The organism is Bradyrhizobium sp. URHD0069, assembly GCF_000701345.1.
Classification (GTDB): Bacteria; Pseudomonadota; Alphaproteobacteria; order Rhizobiales; family Xanthobacteraceae; genus Bradyrhizobium.
In genome coordinates this window covers 177,330-200,806 of record NZ_JNIJ01000012.1, presented here as the reverse complement: position 1 = coordinate 200,806, position 23,477 = coordinate 177,330, and the positions used below count along the sequence as shown (strand labels likewise).

At 62.6% G+C, this 23,477-nt stretch carries 17 protein-coding genes; 7 read left to right on the top strand and 10 right to left on the bottom strand.

Annotation, left to right across the window (positions count from 1 at the left end; all coding sequences use genetic code 11):
* Nucleotides 1-2 precede the first annotated feature (2 nt).
* The 5 genes from aroQ to N554_RS39700 all read right to left on the bottom strand — a co-directional run bounded on the left by aroQ (nucleotide 3) and on the right by N554_RS39700 (nucleotide 3,656).
* Nucleotides 3-470: a type II 3-dehydroquinate dehydratase gene (aroQ, locus tag N554_RS0107520; protein WP_029582909.1), complete on the bottom strand. Its 468-nt coding sequence runs from the start codon at nucleotides 468-470 to the stop codon at nucleotides 3-5.
* Nucleotides 471-664: 194 nt separating this feature from the next.
* Nucleotides 665-1,444 carry a glycosyltransferase family 2 protein gene (locus tag N554_RS0107515; protein WP_029582908.1) on the bottom strand — a complete coding sequence of 260 codons (780 nt, stop codon included), beginning with the start codon at nucleotides 1,442-1,444 and terminating at the stop codon, nucleotides 665-667.
* A 35-nt stretch (nucleotides 1,445-1,479) separates the two neighbouring features.
* A complete protein-coding gene (locus tag N554_RS0107510) occupies nucleotides 1,480-2,103 on the bottom strand; it encodes a hypothetical protein (protein WP_245283544.1) in 624 nt (207 codons plus the stop codon).
* A 10-nt stretch (nucleotides 2,104-2,113) separates the two neighbouring features.
* On the bottom strand, nucleotides 2,114-3,340 hold the full coding sequence (locus tag N554_RS0107505; RefSeq protein WP_156041836.1) for a YadA-like family protein: 1,227 nt from the start codon (nucleotides 3,338-3,340) through the stop codon (nucleotides 2,114-2,116).
* Nucleotides 3,324-3,656, bottom strand: coding sequence for a hypothetical protein (locus tag N554_RS39700; RefSeq protein WP_156041835.1), 333 nt, complete (start codon nucleotides 3,654-3,656; stop codon nucleotides 3,324-3,326). The genes N554_RS0107505 and N554_RS39700 overlap by 17 nt, the downstream gene beginning before the upstream one ends.
* A gap of 63 nt (nucleotides 3,657-3,719) precedes the next feature.
* Between N554_RS39700 and N554_RS0107500 the strand changes: the two genes are divergently transcribed.
* Nucleotides 3,720-4,859: a helix-turn-helix transcriptional regulator gene (locus N554_RS0107500; RefSeq protein ID WP_029582905.1), complete on the top strand. Its 1,140-nt coding sequence runs from the start codon at nucleotides 3,720-3,722 to the stop codon at nucleotides 4,857-4,859.
* A gap of 93 nt (nucleotides 4,860-4,952) precedes the next feature.
* Here the strand turns inward: N554_RS0107500 and N554_RS0107495 are convergent, their stop codons facing one another.
* From N554_RS0107495 to N554_RS0107485, 3 genes are all read right to left on the bottom strand, one after another.
* Nucleotides 4,953-5,810, bottom strand: coding sequence for a DUF1236 domain-containing protein (locus N554_RS0107495; protein ID WP_029582904.1), 858 nt, complete (start codon nucleotides 5,808-5,810; stop codon nucleotides 4,953-4,955).
* Nucleotides 5,811-6,066: 256 nt separating this feature from the next.
* The gene (locus N554_RS0107490) at nucleotides 6,067-6,834 is read right to left on the bottom strand and encodes a DsbA family protein (protein WP_029582903.1); all 768 of its coding nucleotides are present in this window, start codon (nucleotides 6,832-6,834) and stop codon (nucleotides 6,067-6,069) included.
* Between the two features lie 61 nt (nucleotides 6,835-6,895).
* Complete coding sequence (locus N554_RS0107485) at nucleotides 6,896-8,302, bottom strand: M48 family metalloprotease (RefSeq protein WP_029582902.1); 1,407 nt, start codon at nucleotides 8,300-8,302, stop codon at nucleotides 6,896-6,898.
* A gap of 207 nt (nucleotides 8,303-8,509) precedes the next feature.
* On the opposite strand from N554_RS0107485, the gene N554_RS0107480 reads away from it, so the two are divergent.
* Together N554_RS0107480 and dctA are read left to right on the top strand one after the other, a co-directional pair.
* Complete coding sequence (locus tag N554_RS0107480) at nucleotides 8,510-9,697, top strand: pyridoxal phosphate-dependent aminotransferase (RefSeq protein ID WP_029582901.1); 1,188 nt, start codon at nucleotides 8,510-8,512, stop codon at nucleotides 9,695-9,697.
* 172 nt (nucleotides 9,698-9,869) lie between these two features.
* Nucleotides 9,870-11,195: a C4-dicarboxylate transporter DctA gene (dctA, locus tag N554_RS0107475; RefSeq protein WP_029582900.1), complete on the top strand. Its 1,326-nt coding sequence runs from the start codon at nucleotides 9,870-9,872 to the stop codon at nucleotides 11,193-11,195.
* Between the two features lie 156 nt (nucleotides 11,196-11,351).
* Here dctA and N554_RS0107470 read toward each other — a convergent pair whose 3' ends face one another.
* Nucleotides 11,352-14,390, bottom strand: a complete 3,039-nt coding sequence (locus N554_RS0107470; RefSeq protein ID WP_029582899.1) for an Rne/Rng family ribonuclease — start codon at nucleotides 14,388-14,390, stop codon at nucleotides 11,352-11,354.
* Nucleotides 14,391-15,091: 701 nt separating this feature from the next.
* Between N554_RS0107470 and N554_RS0107465 the strand changes: the two genes are divergently transcribed.
* From N554_RS0107465 to N554_RS0107450, 4 genes are all read left to right on the top strand, one after another.
* On the top strand, nucleotides 15,092-16,387 hold the full coding sequence (locus tag N554_RS0107465) for an N-acetylmuramoyl-L-alanine amidase (protein ID WP_029582898.1): 1,296 nt from the start codon (nucleotides 15,092-15,094) through the stop codon (nucleotides 16,385-16,387).
* Nucleotides 16,388-16,597: 210 nt separating this feature from the next.
* Complete coding sequence (locus tag N554_RS0107460; RefSeq protein ID WP_029582897.1) at nucleotides 16,598-19,090, top strand: penicillin-binding protein 1A; 2,493 nt, start codon at nucleotides 16,598-16,600, stop codon at nucleotides 19,088-19,090.
* Nucleotides 19,091-19,237: 147 nt separating this feature from the next.
* Nucleotides 19,238-20,369 (top strand): peptide chain release factor 2 gene (gene prfB, locus N554_RS0107455; RefSeq protein WP_156041834.1). Its coding sequence is split into 2 segments (ribosomal slippage): nucleotides 19,238-19,306 and nucleotides 19,308-20,369, totalling 1,131 coding nucleotides; the frame shifts between segments, so codons are not numbered across the junction.
* Nucleotides 20,370-20,372: 3 nt separating this feature from the next.
* Entirely contained in the window at nucleotides 20,373-21,257 is an 885-nt protein-coding gene (locus N554_RS0107450) for an NAD(P)-dependent oxidoreductase (RefSeq protein WP_029582895.1), read from the top strand.
* Here N554_RS0107450 and N554_RS0107445 read toward each other — a convergent pair whose 3' ends face one another.
* A complete protein-coding gene (locus tag N554_RS0107445; RefSeq protein WP_051677367.1) occupies nucleotides 21,258-23,447 on the bottom strand; it encodes a carbamoyltransferase C-terminal domain-containing protein in 2,190 nt (729 codons plus the stop codon).
* Between the last annotated feature and the right edge of the window lie 30 nt (nucleotides 23,448-23,477).

The window sequence follows — 23,477 nt, the reverse complement described above, 5'->3', positions numbered from 1 at the left end:
CGTCAGGCCTTCGCCTTGACGCCGATCTTGGCGGCAAGTCCAGTGATCGCGAGCCGGTAACCGTCGATGCCGAAACCGGAAAGCGTGGCGAACGCGGCCTTGGCGGTGAAGGAATGGTGACGGAAATTCTCGCGGGCGTGAACATTGCTGATGTGCACTTCGACGGTCGGAATTTTCACCGCCACCAAAGCGTCATGCAGCGCGATCGAGGTGTGCGAATAGCCGGCCGCATTGATGATGATCCCGGCCGCCTTCATGGCGTGCGCCTCGTGGATGAAATCGATCAGCTCGCCTTCGCGGTTGGACTGCCTGCAATCGGCTTTCAGGCCGAACTGGGCTGAAGTTTCGGCGCAGAGCTTCTCGACGTCGGCGAGCGTAGCGTGGCCGTAAGTCTCGGGCTGGCGGGTCCCCAACAGATTGAGGTTCGGGCCGTTGAGTACGTAAATCGTCTCGGCAGCTGTCTTGGCCATCCAAATCCCGGCAAATGCGGCGGCAGGTGGCGCGGTTATAGGTAACAACAGACCGAAGGGGAAGCCCTCTAGCCCTTCCAGTAATCCCTCAAATGCCTCATCTGCCTCGCAAAAAGACGTGTACAACTTGCGGAAACCGCGCGTTAACCAAGGTAAGAGACGGGCACCGCGGCAGCCGACAGACCGCCATTCCCTCACCAGCGATTCTGAAGCCGCAGGCTTTCCGCGAGGTCGCCGCGGAAATTGTGCTGGCCGAGGTGCAGCAGTTTGCACTGCAGATCGACCCAGATCTTGCCACCGATGTCGCGCCAGCGGCGGCAGAACGCGTAATCCTCCGACAGGTAGCGGCCGGAATCGGGATCGACCATGCAGTCGAAGAACAACCAGTGCAGATGCGCCTGCGGATTCAGCGGCCCGTCCGGAACGTAATTCAGCTCCGGGTATTTCTGCATCATCTGCCGGAACACGTCCCGCTTGATGCACATGAAACCGGTCGGCGCCTCCGCGACCTCGACGAAGCCGTCAGCGTCGGTGTAGGCGCTGACGCGCTCGGCGCCATGGCCGATCGGATTGAACGGATATTCGGTATAGCAATCCTCGAATTGCTGCCGCGTCGTTCCCGCCGGCAAGCCTTCGTCGGGCCAGTTGAAGCTCTTCATCGGATAGACGCCGGCGGTGACGTCGCGGTCAATCAGCAGCAGGCGGCAGACTGATTGCGGCGTGAAGGTAATGTCGGAGTCGATCCAGAAGAGATGGGTCAGGGTTTCGTCGGACAGGAACTTGAGCACCATCTTGTTGCGCGAACGGGTGATCAGGCTTTCCGAATGCATATGCAGGATGCTTTGCAGCCCGAACCGGTTGCAATGATGGGTGAGGTCGAAGATGCTGGTGACGTAGTGCATGCTGACGGCCGAGATGTAGCATGGCGTCGCGAACATCACCTTCATCGATTTCAAGGCTTCATCGGGCAGCATTTTTCAGGCGTTCGCTCGCTCGCTTGCGGATCGATCTATTTCGGTTGCGGGCCGTCGGTCGGCTTGTTCTCCGCTGGCGTGAGCTTGATCGCCGGCGCGGACTTTGCTGAGGCTGGCTGCTTCGCGCTATTTGCAGGAGCAGGTTGCTTTTGCGCGGCCGGCGGCGAGGGTGGCTCCGGCGCAACCGGCCCGGACTGGCCAATCGACACCGAGATTCCGAACAGCCGCCACTGTCCGTTCACCGGCGCAAACGACAGATCGAAATTGACTTGCGTCGGTACCGAGGGGAAGAAGCCCGCCATATGCATCAGGCCGTTGGCCTCGATCTGCGGCAGCAGATTGAGCTGCGGGTCGATCACGGCGACGCCGGAGAGATCGAGATTGTCATTGCGCAGCTTGGCGAAGATCTCGCCGAGCCGTGCCGCCGAGTTGCTCTGGAATCCGGGAGCGCCGATGTCGCGCAGCACCGTGTAATTGCCGGTCTTGTTGGCGTGGTCGAGCGCGAGCAATGTCGACCGGACCAGGATCAGCACACCGTTGCGATCGATCTGCGCGGGCTTTGGCGTTTGCGCTGATGTCTGCGCATGACCGACTGACGCGATTGCGGCCAGCGCCGCCGCACACATCAGAACTTGCCAGCCGAGGTGTTTTCCAGTCACCACGCCGCGGTCACCATGCGACGGTCACTCCGGCCCGCCCGCCGATGCCGCCCTGGGCAAATCCGGCCCCCACGCCGCCATTGAGGACCACATATTCGCTGAGCCGCATCTGGGCATTCAGGCTCATGGCGTTTTCGCCGCGGAACGTTCCCCAGTTGGTGGAAATCGCAAATCTCTTGTCCGATGGCAGTACCGATCCGCCCATCGCGATCGCGATCGCCGTTCCCTCGAATCCCTGTCTCATCTGGGTTTGCAACGTTGCGACGTTGGATTGCAGGAGCGTGATGTCCTGTCCGTTGAAACCGGCGGCAGCGAGATTACCGTTGGCGTCGGTGGTGACCAGCGAGGTCGGGCCGGATTGCGCGGCGAGACTCGCCGCCGAGGTGATGCCGGCCATGCGGTAGGTGTTCGACGCCGTGCCGATCGCAACCTGATTGGCGGCGCTCGCGGATGCGCCATTGCCGATGGCTGTCGAATTGGTGAAAGCCGCGGTGGCGCCGGCACCAAGCGCGGTCGCGCCGGTGGCAGTGGCCTGGCTTGCCTGGCCTATGGCGGTGGTGGCTGCGCCGGTGGCGTTGCTGCCTTGGCCGTATGCGCTCGCGGTGACGCCGTTGGCGACGCTTTGAGCGCCCGTCGCGGTCGCATTGAAGCCGTTCGCGGTGCTGTCCTGGCCTGTCGCGGTGGTGTTTGTGCCGTTCGCGAAGCTCTGCTGGCCGGTTGCGGTCGCATTGCCGCCGTTCGCTTGGCTGTTCATGCCGGTCGCAGTCGCGTTGGCACCCCTCGCCCTAGAGATGTAGCCCGTCGCGGTCGCGTTGGCGCCGTTCGCCGTCGATTGGTCGCCGGTCGCGGTTGCGGCCTCGCCGTTCGCGCTGCTGGCTGCGCCGGTCGCGGTAGCGCCCCCGCCGTTTGCGGTGCTGCCCATGCCCGTCGCGGTCGCGCCGGAGCCGTTTGCGGTGCTGCCGTTGCCGTACGCGGTCGCGGCGATGCCGGTTGCGTTGCTGGACGCGCCCGTCGCGGTCGCGAAGTCGCCGGTCGCTACCGCGCCATCGCCGGAAGCGTAGGCATCGTTGCCGGTGGCCGTGCCGCCGTCGAGGGATTGCTGGCTCATCGCCGGAACGGCCCAGAGGGTTGCGGCTGCGATTGAAACGCCGGCGGCCAGCGCTAGCCCGCGCAGCCTCCCGCCGGACAGGGCGCTGCTGGCAAGCAGCCGCGCTCGCAGGTCACGTGTATAAAACAAGTCGGAGGCGCACGCTGTCGCCAAATCCGCTGCGCCCGCCGTCGAAAAGCTTGTCATCGCCGGCTTTTCTCATCGCCGGCCGGTGAAATGACCGTTTGGTGACGCCGAACATCAAACATAAAAAATTCCCCAAGGCAGACGGCACGATTCTGTCGCTTCGAGGCTGCCGTGATGTGACCTTGGCCAAGCCATGCAGCGGCCGCATCTGACGTTCGTCAGATGCAAGGAGCGAAAGCAGGTATTTCGACGTGAATGTTGCGAAGTGAGACTTCGCGGCAACATGTGTTTGACGCCCATCATCGTACTTGATGCCCAAAATGAGCCTTGCGGTCGGGACGGCACCTAGGCCAGAGTTCGTGCACAGCTGGGGGTGGGATCGATGTCTGGCAGTGGGCACTTCGGTGAGGACGAGGTGCTGGACCTTGTCGGATCCATTTACGATGCCGCGCTCGACGCACAGCTCTGGCCGGGCGTCCTGAACAGGATTGGCGATGCCGTTGGCGGCCCGCTGGTTGCGTTCGGATTTTACGACCCGGCGAACGAAATAGTGAGCATGCACGCGCCGCGGACCGATCCGGACATCGTGCGCAGCTTTGACGGTTGGACGCCGAATATTCCGGCCTTGCCGTGCACTGGAAACTATCGGCCCGGCAAGGTCTTCACCGGTGCGGACGTCATCTCACGGGACGAGTTTACCAGCACGGCCTTTTATCACGAATTCTGGCGGCCGGCTGGTTTCAGCGCCGAGCCCCTCGTCACCAACCTGTTCGCCGATAGCATGGCGTCCGGGCACATTGCGAGCCACGCGCTCCCGAATCGACCGTCATTCGACGATGGCCAAAAGCGGCTGTTCGCCGTGCTGGCGCAACATCTCGTCCGCTCGGTCGCGCTGCAGCGCCGACTGCACCATCTGACGATCGCGAACGAGCGCGCGCTGGCTAGTCTCGACGAATTGCAACAGGGTTTTCTGCTTGTCGATGCGCATGCGCGGCCCTTGTTCGTCAATCGTGTGGCCGGCACAATGCTCGATGCCCGCCACGGCCTGCGGCTCGAAGCCGGCGCCTTGTCCGCCTCCGATGCCGACGGCGGACGAGTATTGCGCGGGCTCATCGCCTCGTGCGCTGCCCAAGCCAATGGCGCAACCGATTCCGGTGGCGACATTGCGCTGTCGCGTGGGGCAGGGCGGTTGCCGATGGATGTTCTGGTGACGCCGATACAGCCGGAAACGGCAATGGCCTCCATCCCGTGGAGTTTTTCGCAACGTGCGGTCGCAATCGTACTCATCTCCGATGCCGAGACGGAGATGCAGGCGCGCGTCGAAAATTTGCGCGAGCGGTTCGGTTTCACGCCAGCCGAGGCGGCGTTCGCGCTTGAGATCATCAAGGGTGACGGCCGGAAAGCCACTGCCGACCGGCTCGGCATCACCGTTGGAACGGCGCGTAGCCATCTGTCCAAAATTTTCGACAAGACTGGCGTCAGGCACCAGGCGGAACTGGTGCGCCTACTTCTGCAGAAATAAAAAGAAGCTGCCGGCATATCGCTGAGTGAAGCCTCGCGCACGAAAGAGGGCGGGCATTTCTGCCCGCCCCGATCTCGCCGCCGATCGTTGAGTTTAGGCCTCGAGGATAGCCACGATTTCGAATGTCCGCGGATCCACCACGACGATCTGCTCCTTGACGAGGACAAATTCATATCCGCGCCATTCCGGATAAATCGTCACGACCTCACGCGGAAGCGGGTGGAATCTCACATCGCGTGGAACGCGTGTGCCGACCGAGATCGAGAAGTTCACGTTGTTGAGCGGCTGAACGCGCTGATCGCGGATCACCGTGGTGATCTTGGTGCGCTGCTCGGTCGAGAGCTTTGCCGCAGCGCCAGCCTGTCCAACGGTGGTTTGGGACTGGCCGGTCTGTCCAATCTGGGACTGGCCCTCGCGGCTCTGCGACTGGCCGGTCTGTCCAGTCTGGGACTGGCCCTCGCGGCTCTGGGCTTGGCCGGTCTGTCCAGTCTGCGACTGGCCCTCGCGGCTTTGGGCCTTCATGTCCTTACTGCCTTCGTGGCCCTGGGCTTTCATGTCCTTGCTGCCTTCGTGGCCCTGGGCTTTCATGTCCTTGCTGCCTTCGCGGCCCTCAGCCTTCATCTCCTTGTTGCCCTTGGCGCCTTCGGTCTCGGAGCTCATGCTCTTCGACTTCTGACCTTGCATGTTCTTGTCTTCGGCGCGCTGGTTCTTGGCCGCGCCCGGTGACTTGTCTTCAGACTGCGTAGCCTTCATGTCGGACGAAGGGCTCGTCGATTCAGTAGCGCCGCGATTTGCCGGGGCTGCCGAGTTTCCGGAGGACGGCGCGCTCTGCTGCGCGCTGGAACCCGCCGGTGATCCCTCTCGCCCCATTCCGGTTCCCTGTGCGTGAGCGAAGCCAGCTCCCGCAATCAGCGCCGCTGTGGCGACTGAGATCATAAAGCGACTATTCATCGAATGTCTCCTCACGTGTTTGCATTGCCCGGGCCAACAACGACGGGAGGTCGGCGATGTTCCGCGATATCAGCGGTTCCTCCGATTTTGTTTTGTGCAATTTTGTTTTGTGCGATTCTGTTTTGTGAATGCGCGATGAACGGCTTCGCCTCGAACTCGCTCAAATAAGAAGTTGCTCAAATAAAGTAAAAAGGCCGGGAACACAGCCGGCCTTTCCATTCGCTGGTGCACAGCGCTTGATGGCTGCGAATATCGCTCAACACGTCGCCTTGCCGCAGCGCGCGACGCCGATCTTTTCCCTGAGAGTTTCGACGCCGACCGCGCCGATCACCACCTGCTTGCCGATCACGTAACTCGGCGTGCCGTTCATGCCCATCGCTTCGGCGAGTTTGAAGTTTTCCTCGAGCGTGGCGCGCACTTCCGGGCTCGCCAGATCCTTCTCGATCCTGGCCATATCGACGCCGGCCTCCTTGGCGGCCGCCATCGCACGCGCCTTGTCCGCCGCGCCCCGGCCGTTGAGCAGCTTCTGGTGAAAATCGAGATACTTCTTGCCGCTGGGATCTTGCATGCGCACAGCGACCCCGACCTGCGCAGCCTCGACGGAGCCGGGATTGAGCACCGGGAATTCCTTCAACACCACTTTCAGTTTGGGATCGGATTTCATCAGCTCGAGCATGTCGGTCATGGCGCGTTTGCAGTAGCCGCAATTGTAGTCGAAGAACTCGACGAAGGTGACGTCGCCGTCCTTGTTGCCGAGCACGACGCCGCGCGGCGAATTGAAAATCGTCTCTGCGTTTTTGGCGACGCCCGCTTCATGTTTCTCAGCTTCGGCGGCGGCCTGGCGCTTGCTCAGTTCGCCCATCGCCTCCTCCAGCACTTCGGGATTCGCAAGCAGATAGTTTCTGACGATGGTCTCGATATCGCGGCGCTGGCTGTCGGAGAAACTTTGCGCCGATGCCGCCTGGGGCGCGCTGCAGAGCGCGAGCGCGAACAGGGCGGAAGCGAGCAGGCGGATCGAAGGCATTGGCGAATCCTCTTGGTGAAAGCCGGTTTCCGAAAACCTTCGTACGCCGGCTAATTGATTTCTAGTTGCTCTTTTGGCCGGGCAGCGGTTTTGCGCTGACGATGTCGTCGGCCTTGACCCAACCGGGCGTGCCGACGGCGAAACGGGTTTTCGCGCGCGAGGCGAGATCGCGCGCGGTCTTGTTGTCGCCGCGAAGGTAGGCGGCCTGCGCCGATGCCAGATCGGCCTGCGCGTAATCTCCCTTTCGGCCGTAGGCCATTGCAAGCTGGCTATAGCCGAGCGGCGCTTCAGTCTCCCGCGCCACCGCCGCCCGCAGAATCGCAATCGCTTCCTCGGTGTAGGCCTTATTATCAGATGCCACGAGCGCCTGCCCAAGTAACATCTCGATGAGCGGTGAGTTGTTCGAGAGCTGCACCGCCTTTCGCAGGGGGGCAATGGCCTCCGCAGGCTTGCCGCCTTCCAGCAGCGCCTGGCCGCGCAATTCATAAAAGTACGGGTTGGCGGGCTGCACTTGGATCAGCCCGTCGATCTGAGCGAGCGCGTTGCGCAAATCGCCATGCCTATAGGTGGCGATTGCGCGGGCATATCGCGCGGGCAGGCTGTCATTCGAGAGCGGATAGCGCCGGTAGACGGTGTCCTGCCGTTCCATGAAAGCCGATATCTTGGCGCGCACCATGTCGTGGCGCAACTGCAGCGCCGGATCGTCTTTCTTGTCCCAATAGGGACTTGAACGCGCTATTTCCTCCAGCGCGGCGACGCGCTCGGCGGGCATCGGATGTGATTGTACGTAAGGATCCGAACCTCGTGTGGCGAACAGGCTCTCATTGGTAAACCGCTTGAAGGTCTCATACATGCCCTTCGCGGATTGGCCGGTAGCGGACAAAAACTTCACCCCTGCGCGGTCGGCATTTTCCTCCTGCTGACGCACATAGGAAAGCAGGGTGCGGCGGATCATTTCTTGTGGTGCTGCAATCGCCGCCGCGCCGGCATTGGCCAGGCCGCTGTTGGCGTTGCCGCCTCTCGATCCCGCCACCAGCGCGCCGGCCCCGAGCAGCATGGCGATGATCATTTGCGTCTGCGCCTGCGCCAATTGTTCGCGAAGCTTGGACAGATGGCCGCCGGCAAGGTGGCCGGTTTCATGCGCCAGCACCCCGATGATCTGGTTCGGGGTCTCCGATTGCATCATCGCGCCGTAGTTCACGAAAATGCGCCGGCCGTCCGCGACGAAGGCGTTGAACGCGCTCTCGTTGATGATCACCATCTGAATGTTCTGCTTTTCCAGGCCCGCAGCTCGCAGGATCGGGCGAGTATACTCGCGCAGCAATTGCTCGGTCTCGGTATCGCGCAGCACCGGCAGGCCCTTGTTCTCTTGCGCAAGCGCCGGTATCGGCGCGACGGCAAGCGCGGCCGCTGTGATGAGCGCCGTCAGCTTCAAGGTGTTTTTGCGTAGCGCGATGCGGAGCAGCATTGAATGGTCTTTTGAGCGGTCTTTTATCATTGGCGGCGGGGCGGATAAGAGCTATGCCCTACCAAACTACCGAATGCGGCTAGTCTGGGGCACTGGTGAATCTATGACTTCTAGCGCCACTGTTCGATTTGAAGTTCCTAACACGAGCTTGCGGTAACCGATGCAGAAACCTCAAATCGGCGGCGCTAGCCCAAATAGCAGATATCGATGCTGGAAGCGACACTGAGAGAGCGTGCGAGGAACCTGCTGACGGCGTCGGGACGAAGCGACGTGCCGCCGTTTATGGTGATGGACGTGATGGCGGCGGCGGACCGTATTGAAGCCGCCGGCGGGCACGTCGTTCACATGGAAGTCGGACAACCGGCGGCTCCCGCGCCGAAGACGGCGATATCGGCCGCTCATGCCGCACTCGACAGCGGACGAATCGACTACACCTCCGCGCTGGGTATTCCCTCGCTGCGGCAGCGTATCGCCAGGCACTACCGCGAGGCTTACGGATGCGCGGTGGATGCGGAGCGGATCGTGATCACCACGGGTTCGTCGGGAGCCTTCATCCTGGGCTTTCTTGTCATGTTCGAGCCGGGCGACCGGGTGGCGGTTACCGTGCCCGGTTATCCGCCATACCGGCACATTCTCACCGCGCTCGGCTGCGAGCCGGTGCTGATCGAGACCTCGAGCGAAACCCGTCATGCGCTGACGGGTGATGCCTTGCTCGCCGCGCATCACCGAACCCCATTGAAGGGTGTGCTGGTCGGAAGCCCGGCCAATCCGACGGGCACGATGATGTCCCGCGAGGCGCTCACCAGCCTGATCACGGCGGCGGAGAGTGCGGGCATTCGTTTCATCTCCGACGAAATCTATCACGGTCTTGATTATGCGTTTCCGGCGGTGACGGCGGCGGAGCTCTCTCCGCACGCGCTCGTGATCAATTCGTTTTCGAAATATTTCTGCATGACCGGCTGGCGGGTCGGCTGGATGGTGGTGCCGGAGCCGCTGGTGCGTCCGATTGAACGGCTGCAGCAAAATCTTGCCATCTCGGTGCCGACGCTGTCGCAGATTGCCGCGGAGGCTGCGTTCGAAGGCCGCGAGGAGATGGAAGAAGTAAAGCGCGGCTATCAGGAGAACCGCCGCATTTTGATCACCGGCCTGCCGCAAGCCGGCCTCAACAAGTTCTTGCCCGCCGACGGCGCGTTTTACCTCTACGCCGACGTCTCGGAATTCACGTCCAACAGTTTCGAATTTGCCAAACGGATGCTCGAACAGGCGCACGTCGCAGCCACCCCCGGCATCGACTTCGATCCGGTTCACGGCCATCAGTTCGTTCGTTTTTCTTACGCGCGTTCGGCAGATGACATGCGCGAAGCGGTCGCGCGTATCGCGCGGTGGCTTGGATAGGACGACCGATCGCAGACCTTGTCTCGTAAGCTGCACACTTTTTCAGCACCGCGAGAAACGGCCGCGGCGCCATTGACTCCGCTGGACCAATTTGGTTTTGGCTATGCCCCCGGTGGGTGGCCTTCGCGCGGAGCGCGGACAGATCCGCGAATCCTGATGGCGAAAGAAACAAATGGCGGCAACGATCGCAATGGAAGCGCCGCGCGGCGCGCCCAGACCCTGGTACCGGGTACTTTATCTTCAGGTGCTGATCGGAATCCTGCTCGGCGTCCTCGTCGGCTGGCTGTGGCCCCACTTCGCAACCAACGACTGGATCAAGGCACTTGGCGACGGCTTCATCAAGCTGATCAAGATGGTGATCGCGCCGATCATCTTTTGCACGGTAGTTTCAGGCATTGCGCATATTCAGGACGCCAGGAAAGTAGGGCGTGTCGGCATCAAGGCGCTGGTCTACTTCGAAGTCGTTTCGTCGTTCGCACTGATCCTTGGTCTTGTCATCGGCAATCTTTTCCAGGTGGGTCACGGTCTCGCCGCGAAGCCTGATGCGGCGGCGGTCGCCACTTACGTCAAGCAGGCGGAAGCGCAAAAGTCCGTCGATTTCGTCCTCAACATCATTCCCGACAGCGTGGTCGGGGCGCTGGCACGTGGCGACATCCTGCAGGTGCTGCTGTTCGCGATCCTGTTCGGCTTTGCGCTGATGGCGCTCGGCGAGCGTGGTCACCGTCTGCGCGAGATCATCGACGACACCGCGCATGCGGTGTTCGGCGTGATCGCCATCGTCATGAAAGCGGCGCCGATCGGGGCCTTCGGTGCGATGGCCTACACCATCGGCAAATTCGGACCCGCCGCGCTTGGCAATCTGGTCGGGCTGATCGCCCTGTTTTATGCGACAGCGGCGTTGTTCGTAGTGGTCGTACTCGGCCTGATCGCACGCTTGGTCGGCTTCAACATTTTCAAGTTCGTCGTCTATATCAAGGACGAATTGCTGATCGTGCTCGGCACCAGCTCGTCGGAAAGCGCGCTTCCGCAATTGATGGAGAAGCTCGAGCGGCTCGGCTGCTCGAAATCGGTCGTCGGGCTGGTGGTGCCGACCGGCTACTCGTTCAATCTCGACGGCACCAACATCTACATGACGCTCGCGACGCTGTTCATCGCGCAGGCGCTCGGCGTCGAACTCTCGTTCACCCAGCAATTGACCATCCTGGTCGTGGCGATGTTGACATCGAAAGGCGCCAGCGGTGTCACCGGCGCAGGCTTCATTACGCTTGCGGCGACATTGACGGTGGTCAATCCGGTGCTGGTGCCGGGCATGGCAATCGTGTTTTCGATCGACAAGTTCATGAGCGAGGTTCGCGCGCTGACCAACATCACCGGCAACGGCATCGCCGCGGTGTTTGTGTCTTGGTGGGAAGGCGAACTCGATCACGAGAGGCTGCATGCCAATCTCAACAAGGAGATCGATCCCTCGGACGTGGAAACCGCCATCACGACGGGCTAGCGATTTTCTTGTGGCGGAGCCGCTGGTGTCATTGCGGGCAGCCTGAAGGCTGAACCCGGAATCTCCTCAGACGTGCAATTGCACATGAGGATTGACGAGCCAACAGAAAAACCGCCCGGTTTTGCCGAGCGGTTTTTCTGTTCAAGGTTCCTGTTCTTATTCGCCGCCGCCGAAACGCCGCGACCACCATCCGGCGCGGCGGGGCTGGGTGTCGGTCGTTACCTCGGAAGCTGGCTGCGCTGCCGGGGGCGAGGGTGCCGGTGGCTCAGGCTGGCTGGGATTGACGGGTGGCGCCGCATCGCGCTGGGCATCAACCAGGAAGCTTACCTTTTCGCGCACGGTTGAACGCCGGCGTGCGGCCCTTTCGGCTTCTTGCGCGGTCTCTTCCTGCGTGGGTGCAGCGGCCGGCTCCTGTTGAGCACGTTCCGCAGGGTGTGGCTCGGGCGTCGGGGCGATGGATTGCGGTTGAATCTCCGGCGCAGGTGATTCAGCTGGACTTCCGTCGAAATCGGCAACCGCGCTGGTTGCTTCCGAAAGGGATGCCGGCCTGAATTCGTCGACGATTGAGCCGGCCAGACCGTCCTCGAGCCCGCCGCGCCGCCGGCGCCCGCCACGACGTCCGCGACGGCGCGGACGCCGATCGCCGCCCGCCGCCTGATCGGTGCGAACCATGGGCTGTTCGTCGGTTTCGTCCTCGTCGGCTTCGCCTTCATCGGCGATGGCGCCGGCAGCCGCGACCGCGTCAGGCGCAACGCGAGAAGTATCGCTTCCGTCCCGCGCGGCCCCGCCTTCGCGCGCCTCGCCGGGACGGCCACGCCGTCGCCGCCGCCGCTTGCGCTTGTGAAGATCCGCATCGGCTTCGCCGTCGCCGGCCCCGCTGACCGGTAGATCGTCGGTCAGGCCTTCGGTCTCTTCGGTTTCCACTTGAGATTCGAGTTCGGCGTCGAACGGCTCGTCCTCGTCATATGCTTCTTCGGTTTGCGGCGGGAACGCCGCAACCTGCGCTGCCAACAGCGCCTTGGCCGCTTCCAGCGTATGCACCTGTTCGCCGCGATCGATGACATACGACTGCTGACCGCTCACGGTCGCGTCTGCAACCACCGCAAGCGTCACCTTGAAGCTGTTTTCGAGATCGCGCAGATGGCCGCGCTTGTGGTTGAGAACGTAAAGCGCAACGTCGGTCCGCGTGCGCACCACGAGATTGTGCGTCGCGCCCTTCATCAGGATTTCCTCGAGGCCGCGCAGCAACTGCAAGGCCACCGAAGACACCGAACGCACATGGCCGCTTCCGCCGCATTGCGGGCAGGGCTCCGTCGAACTCTCCAGCACGCTGGCGCGAATGCGCTGCCGCGACATTTCGAGCAGGCCGAAATGCGAGATCCGCCCGACCTGGATTCGCGCACGGTCCTGCCGCAGACAATCGCTGAGCTTGCGCTCGACCGAGCGGTTGTTGCGCTTCTCGTCCATATCGATGAAGTCGATGACGATCAGGCCCGCAAGGTCGCGCAGGCGCAGCTGTCGCGCGACTTCCTCGGCGGCTTCGAGGTTGGTCTTGAGCGCGGTATCCTCGATGTGATGTTCGCGGGTCGAGCGGCCGGAATTGACGTCGATCGAAACCAGCGCTTCAGTCTGGTTGATCACGATGTAACCGCCGGACCGCAACTGCACGGTCGGCGAGAACATCGCGTCGAGCTGGCTCTCGACCCCCATCCGCGAGAACAGCGGTTGGCCGTCGCGATATTGCCGGACCGCGCGCACATTCGAGGGCATCAGCATCTTCATGAAGTCGCGGGCTTCCTGATAGCCGGCTTCGCCGGCGACCTGGATTTCATCGATCTCCTTGTTGTAGAGGTCGCGCAGCGATCGCTTGATCAGCGAGCCTTCCTCGTAGACGAGTGTCGGCGCCTGCGACTTCAGCGTCATGTCGCGCACGGTTTCCCACATGCGGATCAGATATTCGAAGTCGCGCTTGATTTCGGGCTTGGTGCGCGCCGCGCCGGCGGTGCGCAGGATGATGCCCATGCCCTCGGGCACGTCGAGATCTTGCACCACTTCCTTCAGCCGCGAGCGATCCTGCGCAGAGGTAATCTTGCGGCTGATGCCGCCGCCGCGCGCGGTGTTCGGCATCAATACCGCGTAGCGACCGGCCAGCGAGAGGTAAGTCGTCAGGGCGGCACCTTTGTTGCCGCGTTCTTCCTTGACCACCTGCACCAGCATCACCTGACGGCGCTTGATGACTTCCTGAATTTTATACTGACGGCGCGGGCGGAACGGGCGCTCCGGCACCTCTTCCAGGACGTCGTCGCCGCCGACCGATTCAACAACTTCTTCCTCGGCCTCGTCGCCCTCGTCTTCATCATCATGGTCTTCATCATGGTCTTCGTCGCCAAGCGGCGCGGCGGCCAGTTCGGCGTGATCTGATGCGGCGGGCTCGCCATCGGCGTGCTCGGTGTCCGGAGCGTCGTCGGCATGAGCCGCGTCTTCGCGCGAATTCTCCTCGTCGGTACGCTCATCGTGGGCGGGCTCTCGGCGGGCGTCGGATGCTTCGTCCGCGGCCTTCTCAGCCATATCGAATTGGAATTGCGTTGCTAGCGGCTCGCTCGCGTGACCGTGGTCGTGCTCACCATGGGGGTGATCATGATCATGCGAATGCTCATGATCGTCGTGATCATGATGCTCCGCATCGGCGTGTTGATGTTGGGCGTCCTGCGCATGGCCGCTTCCAGCCTGCAAGCCTTCTGCGTATTCCTGGCCTTCATGCGGCTGAGCGCCCTCGGACGGATAGGGGCTTGCGTTCTCGACGACCTCACTTTGGATGCGCTCGCCATTGCCGCGGCGGCGCGCGTTGCGGTGGCGCGGACGGCGGCGATTGGAGCGGTTTTCGGACTCTTCCTCGGCTTCGCGATGAGCGCGTTCGTCGGCCTCGATCAGCGCCTGGCGATCGGCGACCGGAATTTGATAGTAGTCCGGATGGATTTCGCTGAAGGCTAGAAAGCCGTGGCGGTTGCCTCCGTATTCGATGAAGGCTGCCTGCAACGACGGCTCTACGCGCGTGACCTTGGCGAGATAGATGTTGCCGCGCAGTTGCTTGCGCTGAGCGGTCTCGAAATCAAACTCTTCGACGCGATTGCCGCGGACCACAACGACCCGGGTCTCTTCCGGGTGAGTGGCATCGATCAACATTTTGTTGGGCATTTTGGAACTCTTGACGGCGGCGGCCGCGTAATACCGTGAGCGCGTGTCGCGCCGCCGGGTGACGCGACGGTCCACCTGATTCGGGGGTGAGGGGAAGGCCAAAACGCAACCCGGGGCGCCGGTCCGAACGGGATCCCGGCGAAGCAAAACGACGCGCGGAGCTTTCGCTCCGCGTCGGCGCGATTCTTCCGTGGATCATGGTCGGCAATACAATCTGGCGCATCAAGCGTCGGCCCGTCTAAGCACGTTGGCGGCAAACATCGCCGCCTTATCTATTGCTGAAGGACCGGCGCAGCACGAAAGCGCTCGCCGGCGATCGCATATCGGACCTTGAAGGTCCGGGTAATCGGTATGCCGTGTCTGAAGCCGTCCCTGGAACAAGATGGTAACCTGGGACCGGACGCCGCTCGGGCTCGAAACCGCCGCTCCTTGTCAACCGCGCGCTGCGCTGGCTGTGGAGGGATCGGAAAGACGCTGGAATCTCCTGAAGTGGAAGGTTCCGGCGCTGCACCGGGAGGCTGAACGCGACACAACCGGGAGTTTTAGCCGTCAGCCCCTTTTACATACGTGGATTGGCGGCCGCGTGCAAGGGAAGCGTCGCAACGCGGCAACACTCCGCCTTATTCGCCGCCGGAGTGTTAGGCGGCAGTTAACCCTGTGGTTCTATTGCGGTAAGAGGGCTGCTCGGAGGCACGGATTCGTTGGCGAGCCGCGCAAATCATCGTGTTTTGCTGAGATGCGCCGTATTGTGCGCTGCAGCTTTGCTATGTTCCGATGTTACAGCTGTGAGCGCGGCTGAAAGTCCCTCGGCCACCCCGGTCGCGGCGTCGAACTTTCCCATCGCCTCCGCCGCCCGTCTGGCCGGCGACAGCAAGCAAACCCGCTTTGTGCTTGATCTCGACAAGACAATCCAGTTTCGCGCCTTTGCACTCGCGGACCCGTATCGGGCGGTCCTGGACCTCCCTCAGGTCACCTTTCAGCTTCCCGCGGGGGCGGGCACCGGGGGCCGCGGACTGGTCAAGGCGTTCCGCTACGGCCTGGTGATGCCGGGCGGTTCGCGGATCGTATTTGATCTGACCGGCCCGGCCAAAATTGCGAAATCCTATGTGCTTGATGCCGCCAACGGCCAACCGCCGCGGCTGGTGCTGGAGCTGGAAGAGGTGGATCGCACCACCTTCGTTCAGTCGCTCTCGGTTGAAAGCCGGCCCGAGCTGAGACCCGCGATCGCAGCCGCGGACGCCACTGATGCTGCCGTGCCGGTCGCTGCATTCAAGCCCGCGGCGTCAGCGGATTTGCGTCCGGTGGTCGTGATCGATCCCGGCCACGGCGGCATCGATAATGGCACCCAGGCCGGCAGCGAAAGCGAAAAGAGCCTCGTGCTGCGATTTGGGCTGGCGTTGCGCGATCGCCTCGAGAAGAGCGGCAAATATCGGGTGGTCATGACCCGCACCGACGACACCTTCATCCCGCTCGGCGACCGCGTTCGGATCGCACGCAATCAGTCCGCGGCGCTGTTTGTGTCGATTCATGCTGACGCCTTGCCGCGTCGTGAAGGCGACGCCCAGGGCGCCACGATTTATACGCTTTCGGACCGCGCTTCCGACGCCGAGGCCGAAAGGCTTGCGGAGGCGGAAAACAAGGCCGACGCCATCGGCGGGGTTAACCTCACCGAAGAGCCGACCGACGTCGCCGACATCCTGATAGACCTCGCGCAGCGTGAAACCCGCGCATTCTCAAACCGCTTCGCGCGGCTGCTGATGGGGGAGATGAAGACTACCGTGCGGATGCACAAGCGCCCGCTGAAGTCTGCAGGCTTCAAGGTTCTGAAGGCTCCCGACGTGCCGTCGGTGCTGATCGAACTCGGCTATGTCTCGAACAAGGGTGACCTCGAGCACCTGGTATCGGAGAACTGGCGTTCCCGGACCGTCGGATCAATGGCGCAGGCAATCGACACCTTCCTTGCCAAACGCCTGGCGACGGCTGGCGCGGCGAACTGAAAAGGCAGCCCATCCGATGGTGGAAGCCCTAGTTTGGCCACAGCGGCGGCTCTATAAAAAAACCACCGTGGGGGGTTCGGAATCGATCAAATCTCCCCCAGGGCCCACGTATCATGCGCCTGCGCGGAACGGCAGATCGTCCCGCGTGGGTCTCCAGGTTGAGGACAACGCCGGCTGCTACGGCGCGAGGGCTGAAACGGATCATCGATAATGCGCTTGCTGGTGCGGTTCATGGGTTTCTTGTTCGCCGCCGGAACCGTCGTGTTTCTGGTCGGCGTCGCCGCCACGGCGGGGCTGATCTGGCATTTTTCCAAGGATCTGCCGGACTATTCGCAGCTTCAGGATTATGAGCCGCCTGTCATGACGCGCGTCCATGCCTCCGATGGCGCGCTGCTCGGCGAATATTCCAAGGAACGTCGGCTGTATTTGCCGATCCAGGCGGTTCCAAAACTGGTCATCAACGCGTTTCTGGCGGCCGAGGACAAGAACTTCTACGAGCATGGCGGCATCGATTTCTCCGGCATGGCGCGGGCAGCCGTGCTCTACGCGCAAAATTACGGCTCCAACCGCCGGCCGCAGGGCGCATCCACGATCACGCAGCAGGTCGCGAAGAACTTTCTGCTGACCAACGAAGTGTCGTTCACCCGCAAGATCAAGGAAGCCTTGCTGGCGATGCGGATCGAGCGCGCCTACTCCAAAGACAAGATCCTCGAACTCTATCTCAACGAGATTTACCTCGGCCTTGGCGCTTACGGCATCGCCGCGGCATCGCTGGTCTATTTCGACAAATCGGTGAACGAGCTCACGGTCGCGGAAGCGGCTTATCTCGCCGCGCTGCCGAAGGCGCCGGCGGCCCTGCATCCGGTGCGCAACCGCGACCGGGCGATCGAGCGGCGCAACTACGTGGTCGACCGCCTTCTGGAGAATGGCTGGATCAAGCAGGCCGATGCCGACAAGGCCCGCAAGGATCAGCTGACCGTGACCAGCCGGACCAATGCCGCGCATATTTTCGCCGGCGAGTATTTTGCCGAGGAAGTCCGCCGCGACGTGTTCGAACGCTACGGCGAAAAGAAACTCTATGAAGGCGGCCTGTCGGTCCGGACTACGCTCGATCCGAAGCTGCAGGTGATGGCGCGCAAGACCATGACCGCCGGCCTCGTGAATTTTGACGAGGCGCAGGGCTGGCGAGGCGCGATCGGCAAAATCGATATATCGGGCGACTGGGGCGTGAAGCTTGCCGACAACAAATCGCTGTCGGATATCTCGCCCTGGCGGATGGCCGTGGTGCTGGAGACCAGCGAGCAGTCCGCACGCATTGGTTTCCAACCCGGCCGCGAACTGGGCGGCGCCGTAGCTAAGGAACGGCAGACCGGAATCGTCACGCTTGACGGCGTCAGATGGGCAAAGGCGGCGTCGGGGCCGACCCGCTTCAAGACGCCGACGGCGGTGTCGCAAGTGCTTTCGCCGGGCGATGTGATCTACGCCGACCCGTTGATCTTGAAGGATGGCACTCAGATTGAGGGCCAGTTCCGGCTGCGCCAGCTGCCGGAGGTTTCCGGGGCGATGGTTGTGATGGATCCCTGGACCGGCCGCGTGCTGGCGATGGTCGGCGGGTTCTCATTCGATCAGAGTCAATTCAACCGTGCGACCCAGGCCTATCGGCAGCCGGGATCTTCGTTCAAACCGCTGGTGTACTCGTCCGCGCTCGATAACGGATATACGCCGTCGACGGTGGTGGTCGACGCGCCGATTGAGATCGATCAGGGGCAGGGCGCTGGCGTCTGGCGTCCGGAGAATTATTCGAGCGGCAAATATTATGGCCCGACCACGATGCGCAATGCGCTGCGACTGTCGCTCAACACGGTGACGGTGCGGCTGGCGCAGGACATCGGCATGCCCTTGATCGGCGAATATGCCAAGCGCTTCGGCGTCTATGACGAGCTGCCGAACTATCTGTCCTACGCGCTCGGCGCCGGCGAGACCACGGTCATGCGAATGGTCACGGCCTATTCGATGTTCGCCAATGGCGGCCGGCGGGTGAAGCCGACGCTGATCGACCGAATTCAGGACCGCTACGGCCGTACGATCTTCAAGCATGATGCGCGGGAATGCCGGGGCTGCGACGCACCCGGCGGCTGGAAAAATCAGCCCGAGCCCCAGCTGATCGACCGCAGGGAGCAGGTGCTGGATTCGATGACCGCCTATCAGATCACCTCGATGATGGAAGGCGTGGTGCAGGCCGGCACCGCAACCGTGGTGAAGGAGGTCGGCAAACCGATCGCCGGCAAGACCGGCACTACCAACGACGAAAAGGATGCATGGTTCATCGGCTTTTCGCCTGACGTCGTGGTCGGGATCTATATGGGCTACGACAAGCCGCGCAATCTCGGCAAAGGTGCTACCGGCGGACATCTGGCCGCGCCGATTGCGCGAGACTTTTTGAAGCTCGCGCTCGCCGACAAGCCGGCCGTGCCGTTTCGGGTTCCTGCCGGGATCAAGCTGATCAGGGTCGACGCCAAGAGCGGAATGCGGGTCGGTCCGGGCGAGGGTGGGCGGACCATTCTGGAAGCGTTCAAGCCGGGTACAGCACCGCCGGATAATTACTCGGTGATCGGGGTTGCCGATGCCGACGGTCGTTCGCTGCAGCCATCACCCGATGCGGATCGTAGTCTGTTCCGTCCCGGCACTGGCGGTCTCTATTAGGTTAGCGTGGTTTTCCAGCGAAACGGGCGCCGGTTCGCCTGAAGAAACACGTCAATAGAAGAGAAGCGATTGCGCTTTGCGGCGCCCGCCGCTACATCCCCCCAGCATTGAAACAATAGCGGCCTGCGCCGCAGATCAGAGAAGTACATGCGCGCCGAAGTCGAACGTTTAGTCGGAGAGATCAAGCAGTCAGTCGGGCTGCTGAGGAGGCATCTTTGACGTCGATGCATCCACGGCACGCCTCGCGGAGCTGAACAAGCTCGCCGAAGATTCCAATCTCTGGAACGACCCCCAGAAAGCACAGAAGCTGATGCAGGAGCGCACCTCGCTGGAGGATGCGCTGAACGGCATCGGCAAGGTCGAGCGCGAGTTGGACGACAATGTCGAGATGATCGCGCTTGGCGAGGCCGAGAACGATGAAGGCGTGGTGGCGGAAGCCGAGGCTGCGTTGAAGGCCCTCAAGAAGGAAGTGGCGCGCCGCGAACTCGAAGCGCTGCTCGGCGGCGAAGCCGACCGGTTCGATTCCTATCTCGAAGTCCACGCCGGCGCAGGCGGCACCGAGAGCCAGGACTGGGCCGCGATGCTGCTGCGCATGTACACGCGCTGGGCCGAAAAGCACGGCTTCAAGATCGAATATCTGGAAGAAACGCAAGGCGAAGAAGCCGGCATCAAATCCGCCACCATCCAGATCAGCGGTCACAACGCCTATGGCTGGCTGAAGACCGAAGCGGGTGTGCATCGGCTGGTGCGGATATCGCCGTTCGATTCCAACGCGCGGCGGCATACTTCGTTTTCCAGCGTTGCAATCTTCCCCGTGGTCGACGACAGCATCAAGATCGACATCAAGGAATCCGACGTCCGCACCGACACCATGCGTTCCGGTGGCGCCGGCGGTCAGCACGTCAACAAGACCGAATCCGCCGTCCGGCTCACGCACATTCCGACCGGGGTTGCGGTGGTCTGTCAGGCCGGCCGTTCGCAGCACAAGAACCGGGCGCAGGCGTGGGATATGCTGCGCGCGCGGCTCTACGAAATCGAATTGAAGAAGCGCGAAGAACAGGCCGCCGCCGACCAGGCCGCCAAGACCGACATCGGCTGGGGCCATCAGATCCGCTCCTATGTCTTGCAGCCCTATCAGATGGTGAAGGACCTTCGCACCGGCGTGCAGACGTCCGACACCTCGGGCGTGCTCGACGGCGACCTTGACGAGTTCATGGCGGCGACGCTGGCGCAGCGCGCATTCGGAACGGCGCCGGCCGCGGTCGAAGATGTGGAGTAACGCATGGCAAAAGTTGCTTTCATCGGCCTCGGACGCATGGGCAACGGCATGGCCGGCCGCTATCTCGACAGCGGATTCACTGTTGCAGTGTGGAACCGCAGCAAGGCGAAAGCCGACGATCTGATCGCGCGCGGGGCGCGATGGGCTCGGTCGCCTGCCGACGCGGCTGACGGAGCCGACGCTGTTGTCACGATGGTGGCCGACGACGCGGCGTCGCGCGCCGTGTGGCTCGGCAAGGACGGCGCCGCCGGGACCGCCAAGGCCGGCACGCTGGCGATCGAATGCTCGACCGTGTCATACGGCCACGCGCTCGATCTTGCGCGCGAACTTCGCGGGCGCGGTCTGGTCTATATCGATAGTCCGGTCGCCGGCTTGCCGGATGCCGCGGCCAGCGGAAAATTGACGCTGCTGGTCGGCGCCGAGCCTGCGGACCTCGTGCGAGCCCGGCCATATCTGACGCCGCTCAGCACGATCATCAGGCATTTCGGCGCGGTCGGTACCGGCACGGTCTACAAACTGATCAATAATCTGATGGGCGCGATCCAGATTGCCGGTATCGCCGAGGGTCTTGCGATCGCCGAGCAGGCCGGACTCGACATGAGGCTGGTGCTTGAGGCCGTCGAAACCGGCGTTGCCGCCAGTCCGCAGGTGATCCGTCATTCCAAACGCATGGTCGCGCGAAATTTTTCGGGCGCGACGTTCACGGCGGCGCTGCGGCACAAGGATGCCGTTTACGCCGTGGCATTGGCCGAGAGCCTGCTTTCCGACGCTCCCTTGATGGGACGCGCCGCGGTTCACGCGTACGACAAGGCGAAAGCCTATGCACCTGATGACGATGAAGGAAAAATGATCGAGATCGTGTCGCGTCCAAAGGGCGCTGCGACGTAATCAGCCAGCTGTCGCCGCAATTTTCCATTCCGAAAGCCAGCCGGTGAACCGGCCGCTGCCGCGCTCGCCGCCGTGCCATGCGGCGTACACCACGCCGTCGCTCGCCACCAGCAGCACCACGTCGAGGCCCTTGGAACGGCGCAGCGTATCGATCGCCTGTTGCGGGGTCTGTGCGATCGGGCCGGCGACGTTGAAGGAGGTGTTGACCGAGACCTCGACGCCGATGCGGCGGCCGAGCGCCTTCAAATAGGCGTAGGTGAGGGGATCGTCTTCCACACGCACGATCTGAATCCGCCCCGTCCCGTCGGCGTGAATCACCGCCGGAATTTTCTCGTGTGCCGGCGGCTTCGATTGCGCCGTCAGCACCATGTAATTGTAGGCGTTGTAATCGCCGTCCGAGGCGCCCTCGAGCAGATCGAAATATTCGCGGGCCGCTTCCGGCGTGGCCATCGGCGCGAGCGGCCGGATCGCCTCGCGGTATTTCACGCGCTCGTTGAGGCGCCGGCGCGTTTCGGGATCGCAGGGGTTTGCGAGGATCGAGCGGTGACCCAGCGCGCGTGGCCCGGTCTCGGCGGCGCCCTGATAGAGCGCGATGACGCCGGTTTGCGCGACCGTGAAGGCCATCAAATCGGCAATGGCGTCGCGGCCATCCGGTGTCGAGATATCCCCGATCCGCTGCGAGGCGATGTCGGCTGCCTGAAGCGCCGCCGTGACGTCCTGATGCGATGGCGAACAACCGCAATAAAACGCATGCGTCATCGGAGCGCCGCGCGGCGCGCCAGCGAGATGCGCGAACAGCCAGGCCGCGCCGATGGTGACGCCGGGATCGCCTGGTGTCGGCGGCACCCACAGATGCAGGCGCGCTTTGCGCTGTTGGGATTTCGAAAACCAGGCCTCGTCGAAGTGCTCGAGCAGCCGCATGTTGCCGACCGCGTTCAACGCCACGCCTCCAGTGAGCACCAACCGGTTAGCGCCGGTCGTACGCAAGAGATGATCGACCACGTGGATCATCGCATCCTCGAACACCAGTTGCGTCGCAGCCGCCTTATCGAGACGATCGCGCGTGTCGGGCCGGTGATGAATGTCCTCGATACGCAGCACCGCATCGGGATTCCAGAGCTGATCCGGCTTGAGCGGCTTGCCGAGAATGTCGACCAGCGCTGGCTTGTAGGGATGGTCGAACGGCTCGCAATACCAATTGGCCATGGCGCGATTGAGCCGGACTTCGCCACACTCGCCGAAATGCAAGACGTCTTTCAGTCGCGGGTAGTAGGGATTGCCGGCGCGGTCCATGTCGCCCCACGCGGCGGCGCCCATGTAGCGGCCTTCGCACGACAGCCAGGTCCAGCCGCCTTGCGTCGATGATATCACGCTGTAGAAGGCGCCCAGCGAGTCGAACATGCTGTCGTTGCAATAGAGCCGGCGCATGGCGCCGCTTTCGGCGACATAGAGCGAGATCGATCCGCGATCACCGGTGCCGTCCAGCACGGCGATGGCGACGGGTTCTTCATTGTCGGCAAATGGCGAGGCTGCAAAGGAAAACCATGCATGATTGTCATGATGCGGCATGCAGATCAGCGGTACCCGCTCTGAAAGACCGAGCTGCCGGCCAAGAATTTTCGACGTGCGCGTCATTTGGTCGAGCCGGCGGCCGTCAAATCCGGCGGCTTCGGTGGTGCGAAGCAGCTTCAGGCTTTGCGGCAGTTCCTCCAGCACCGAGCGGGCAAGTGTTCCGGCGAGCGTCGGGTAATCCCAGCTTGTAAGCCAGGCGGCGATGTCGCCGATATCGCGCCCCCTGCTGCGCAACGTCTCCACCATGGCGTCGATCGATGCCTTCGGATATTCGGTCGTGTGCTTGTTGCCGGAAAAGCGTTCTTCTTCATTGTTGACGATCAGCCGCGGACCGTTTGCTTGGCTCACCTCAACCAGCGCAACGCCCGAATTGTGCGTGCCGGGGAGCCCTAGTCCTGCGAGATAAACGGTCTCGCCCCGAGTGAGCTTTTCGCGGACTAACCCAATCCGCGCATCCGCAAAGTCCGAGCCGAGCTGATGAAAGCCAGCGGCTCCCATCAAGCGCCCGGCGAGCCAGCGCGCGGCGCGAAATCCGAGCGCGCCGAGCCTGGGATGTCGCGGAGCAATTCGTCGGTTCAGTTTCAATCTGCCGGCCTTGTAAATGAAAGGTGCTGCCATGCATCAATCATAATTGGCGAGGCGCAACAA

Excerpts from the sequence above, each read along its gene's own strand:
- N554_RS0107500 (WP_029582905.1), top strand. The coding sequence starts at position 3,720 with ATGTCTGGCAGTGGGCACTTCGGTGAGGACGAGGTGCTGGACCTTGTC.
- N554_RS0107480 (WP_029582901.1), top strand. The coding sequence starts at position 8,510 with ATGCTGGAAGCGACACTGAGAGAGCGTGCGAGGAACCTGCTGACGGCG.
- N554_RS0107450 (WP_029582895.1), top strand. The coding sequence starts at position 20,373 with ATGGCAAAAGTTGCTTTCATCGGCCTCGGACGCATGGGCAACGGCATG.
- N554_RS0107495 (WP_029582904.1), bottom strand. The coding sequence starts at position 5,810 with ATGAATAGTCGCTTTATGATCTCAGTCGCCACAGCGGCGCTGATTGCG.
- N554_RS0107445 (WP_051677367.1), bottom strand. The coding sequence starts at position 23,447 with ATGGCAGCACCTTTCATTTACAAGGCCGGCAGATTGAAACTGAACCGA.
- dctA (WP_029582900.1), top strand. The coding sequence starts at position 9,870 with ATGGCGGCAACGATCGCAATGGAAGCGCCGCGCGGCGCGCCCAGACCC.
- N554_RS0107460 (WP_029582897.1), top strand. The coding sequence starts at position 16,598 with ATGCGCTTGCTGGTGCGGTTCATGGGTTTCTTGTTCGCCGCCGGAACC.
- N554_RS0107485 (WP_029582902.1), bottom strand. The coding sequence starts at position 8,302 with ATGCTGCTCCGCATCGCGCTACGCAAAAACACCTTGAAGCTGACGGCG.
- N554_RS0107470 (WP_029582899.1), bottom strand. The coding sequence starts at position 14,390 with ATGCCCAACAAAATGTTGATCGATGCCACTCACCCGGAAGAGACCCGG.
- N554_RS0107515 (WP_029582908.1), bottom strand. The coding sequence starts at position 1,444 with ATGCTGCCCGATGAAGCCTTGAAATCGATGAAGGTGATGTTCGCGACG.
- N554_RS0107490 (WP_029582903.1), bottom strand. The coding sequence starts at position 6,834 with ATGCCTTCGATCCGCCTGCTCGCTTCCGCCCTGTTCGCGCTCGCGCTC.
- aroQ (WP_029582909.1), bottom strand. The coding sequence starts at position 470 with ATGGCCAAGACAGCTGCCGAGACGATTTACGTACTCAACGGCCCGAAC.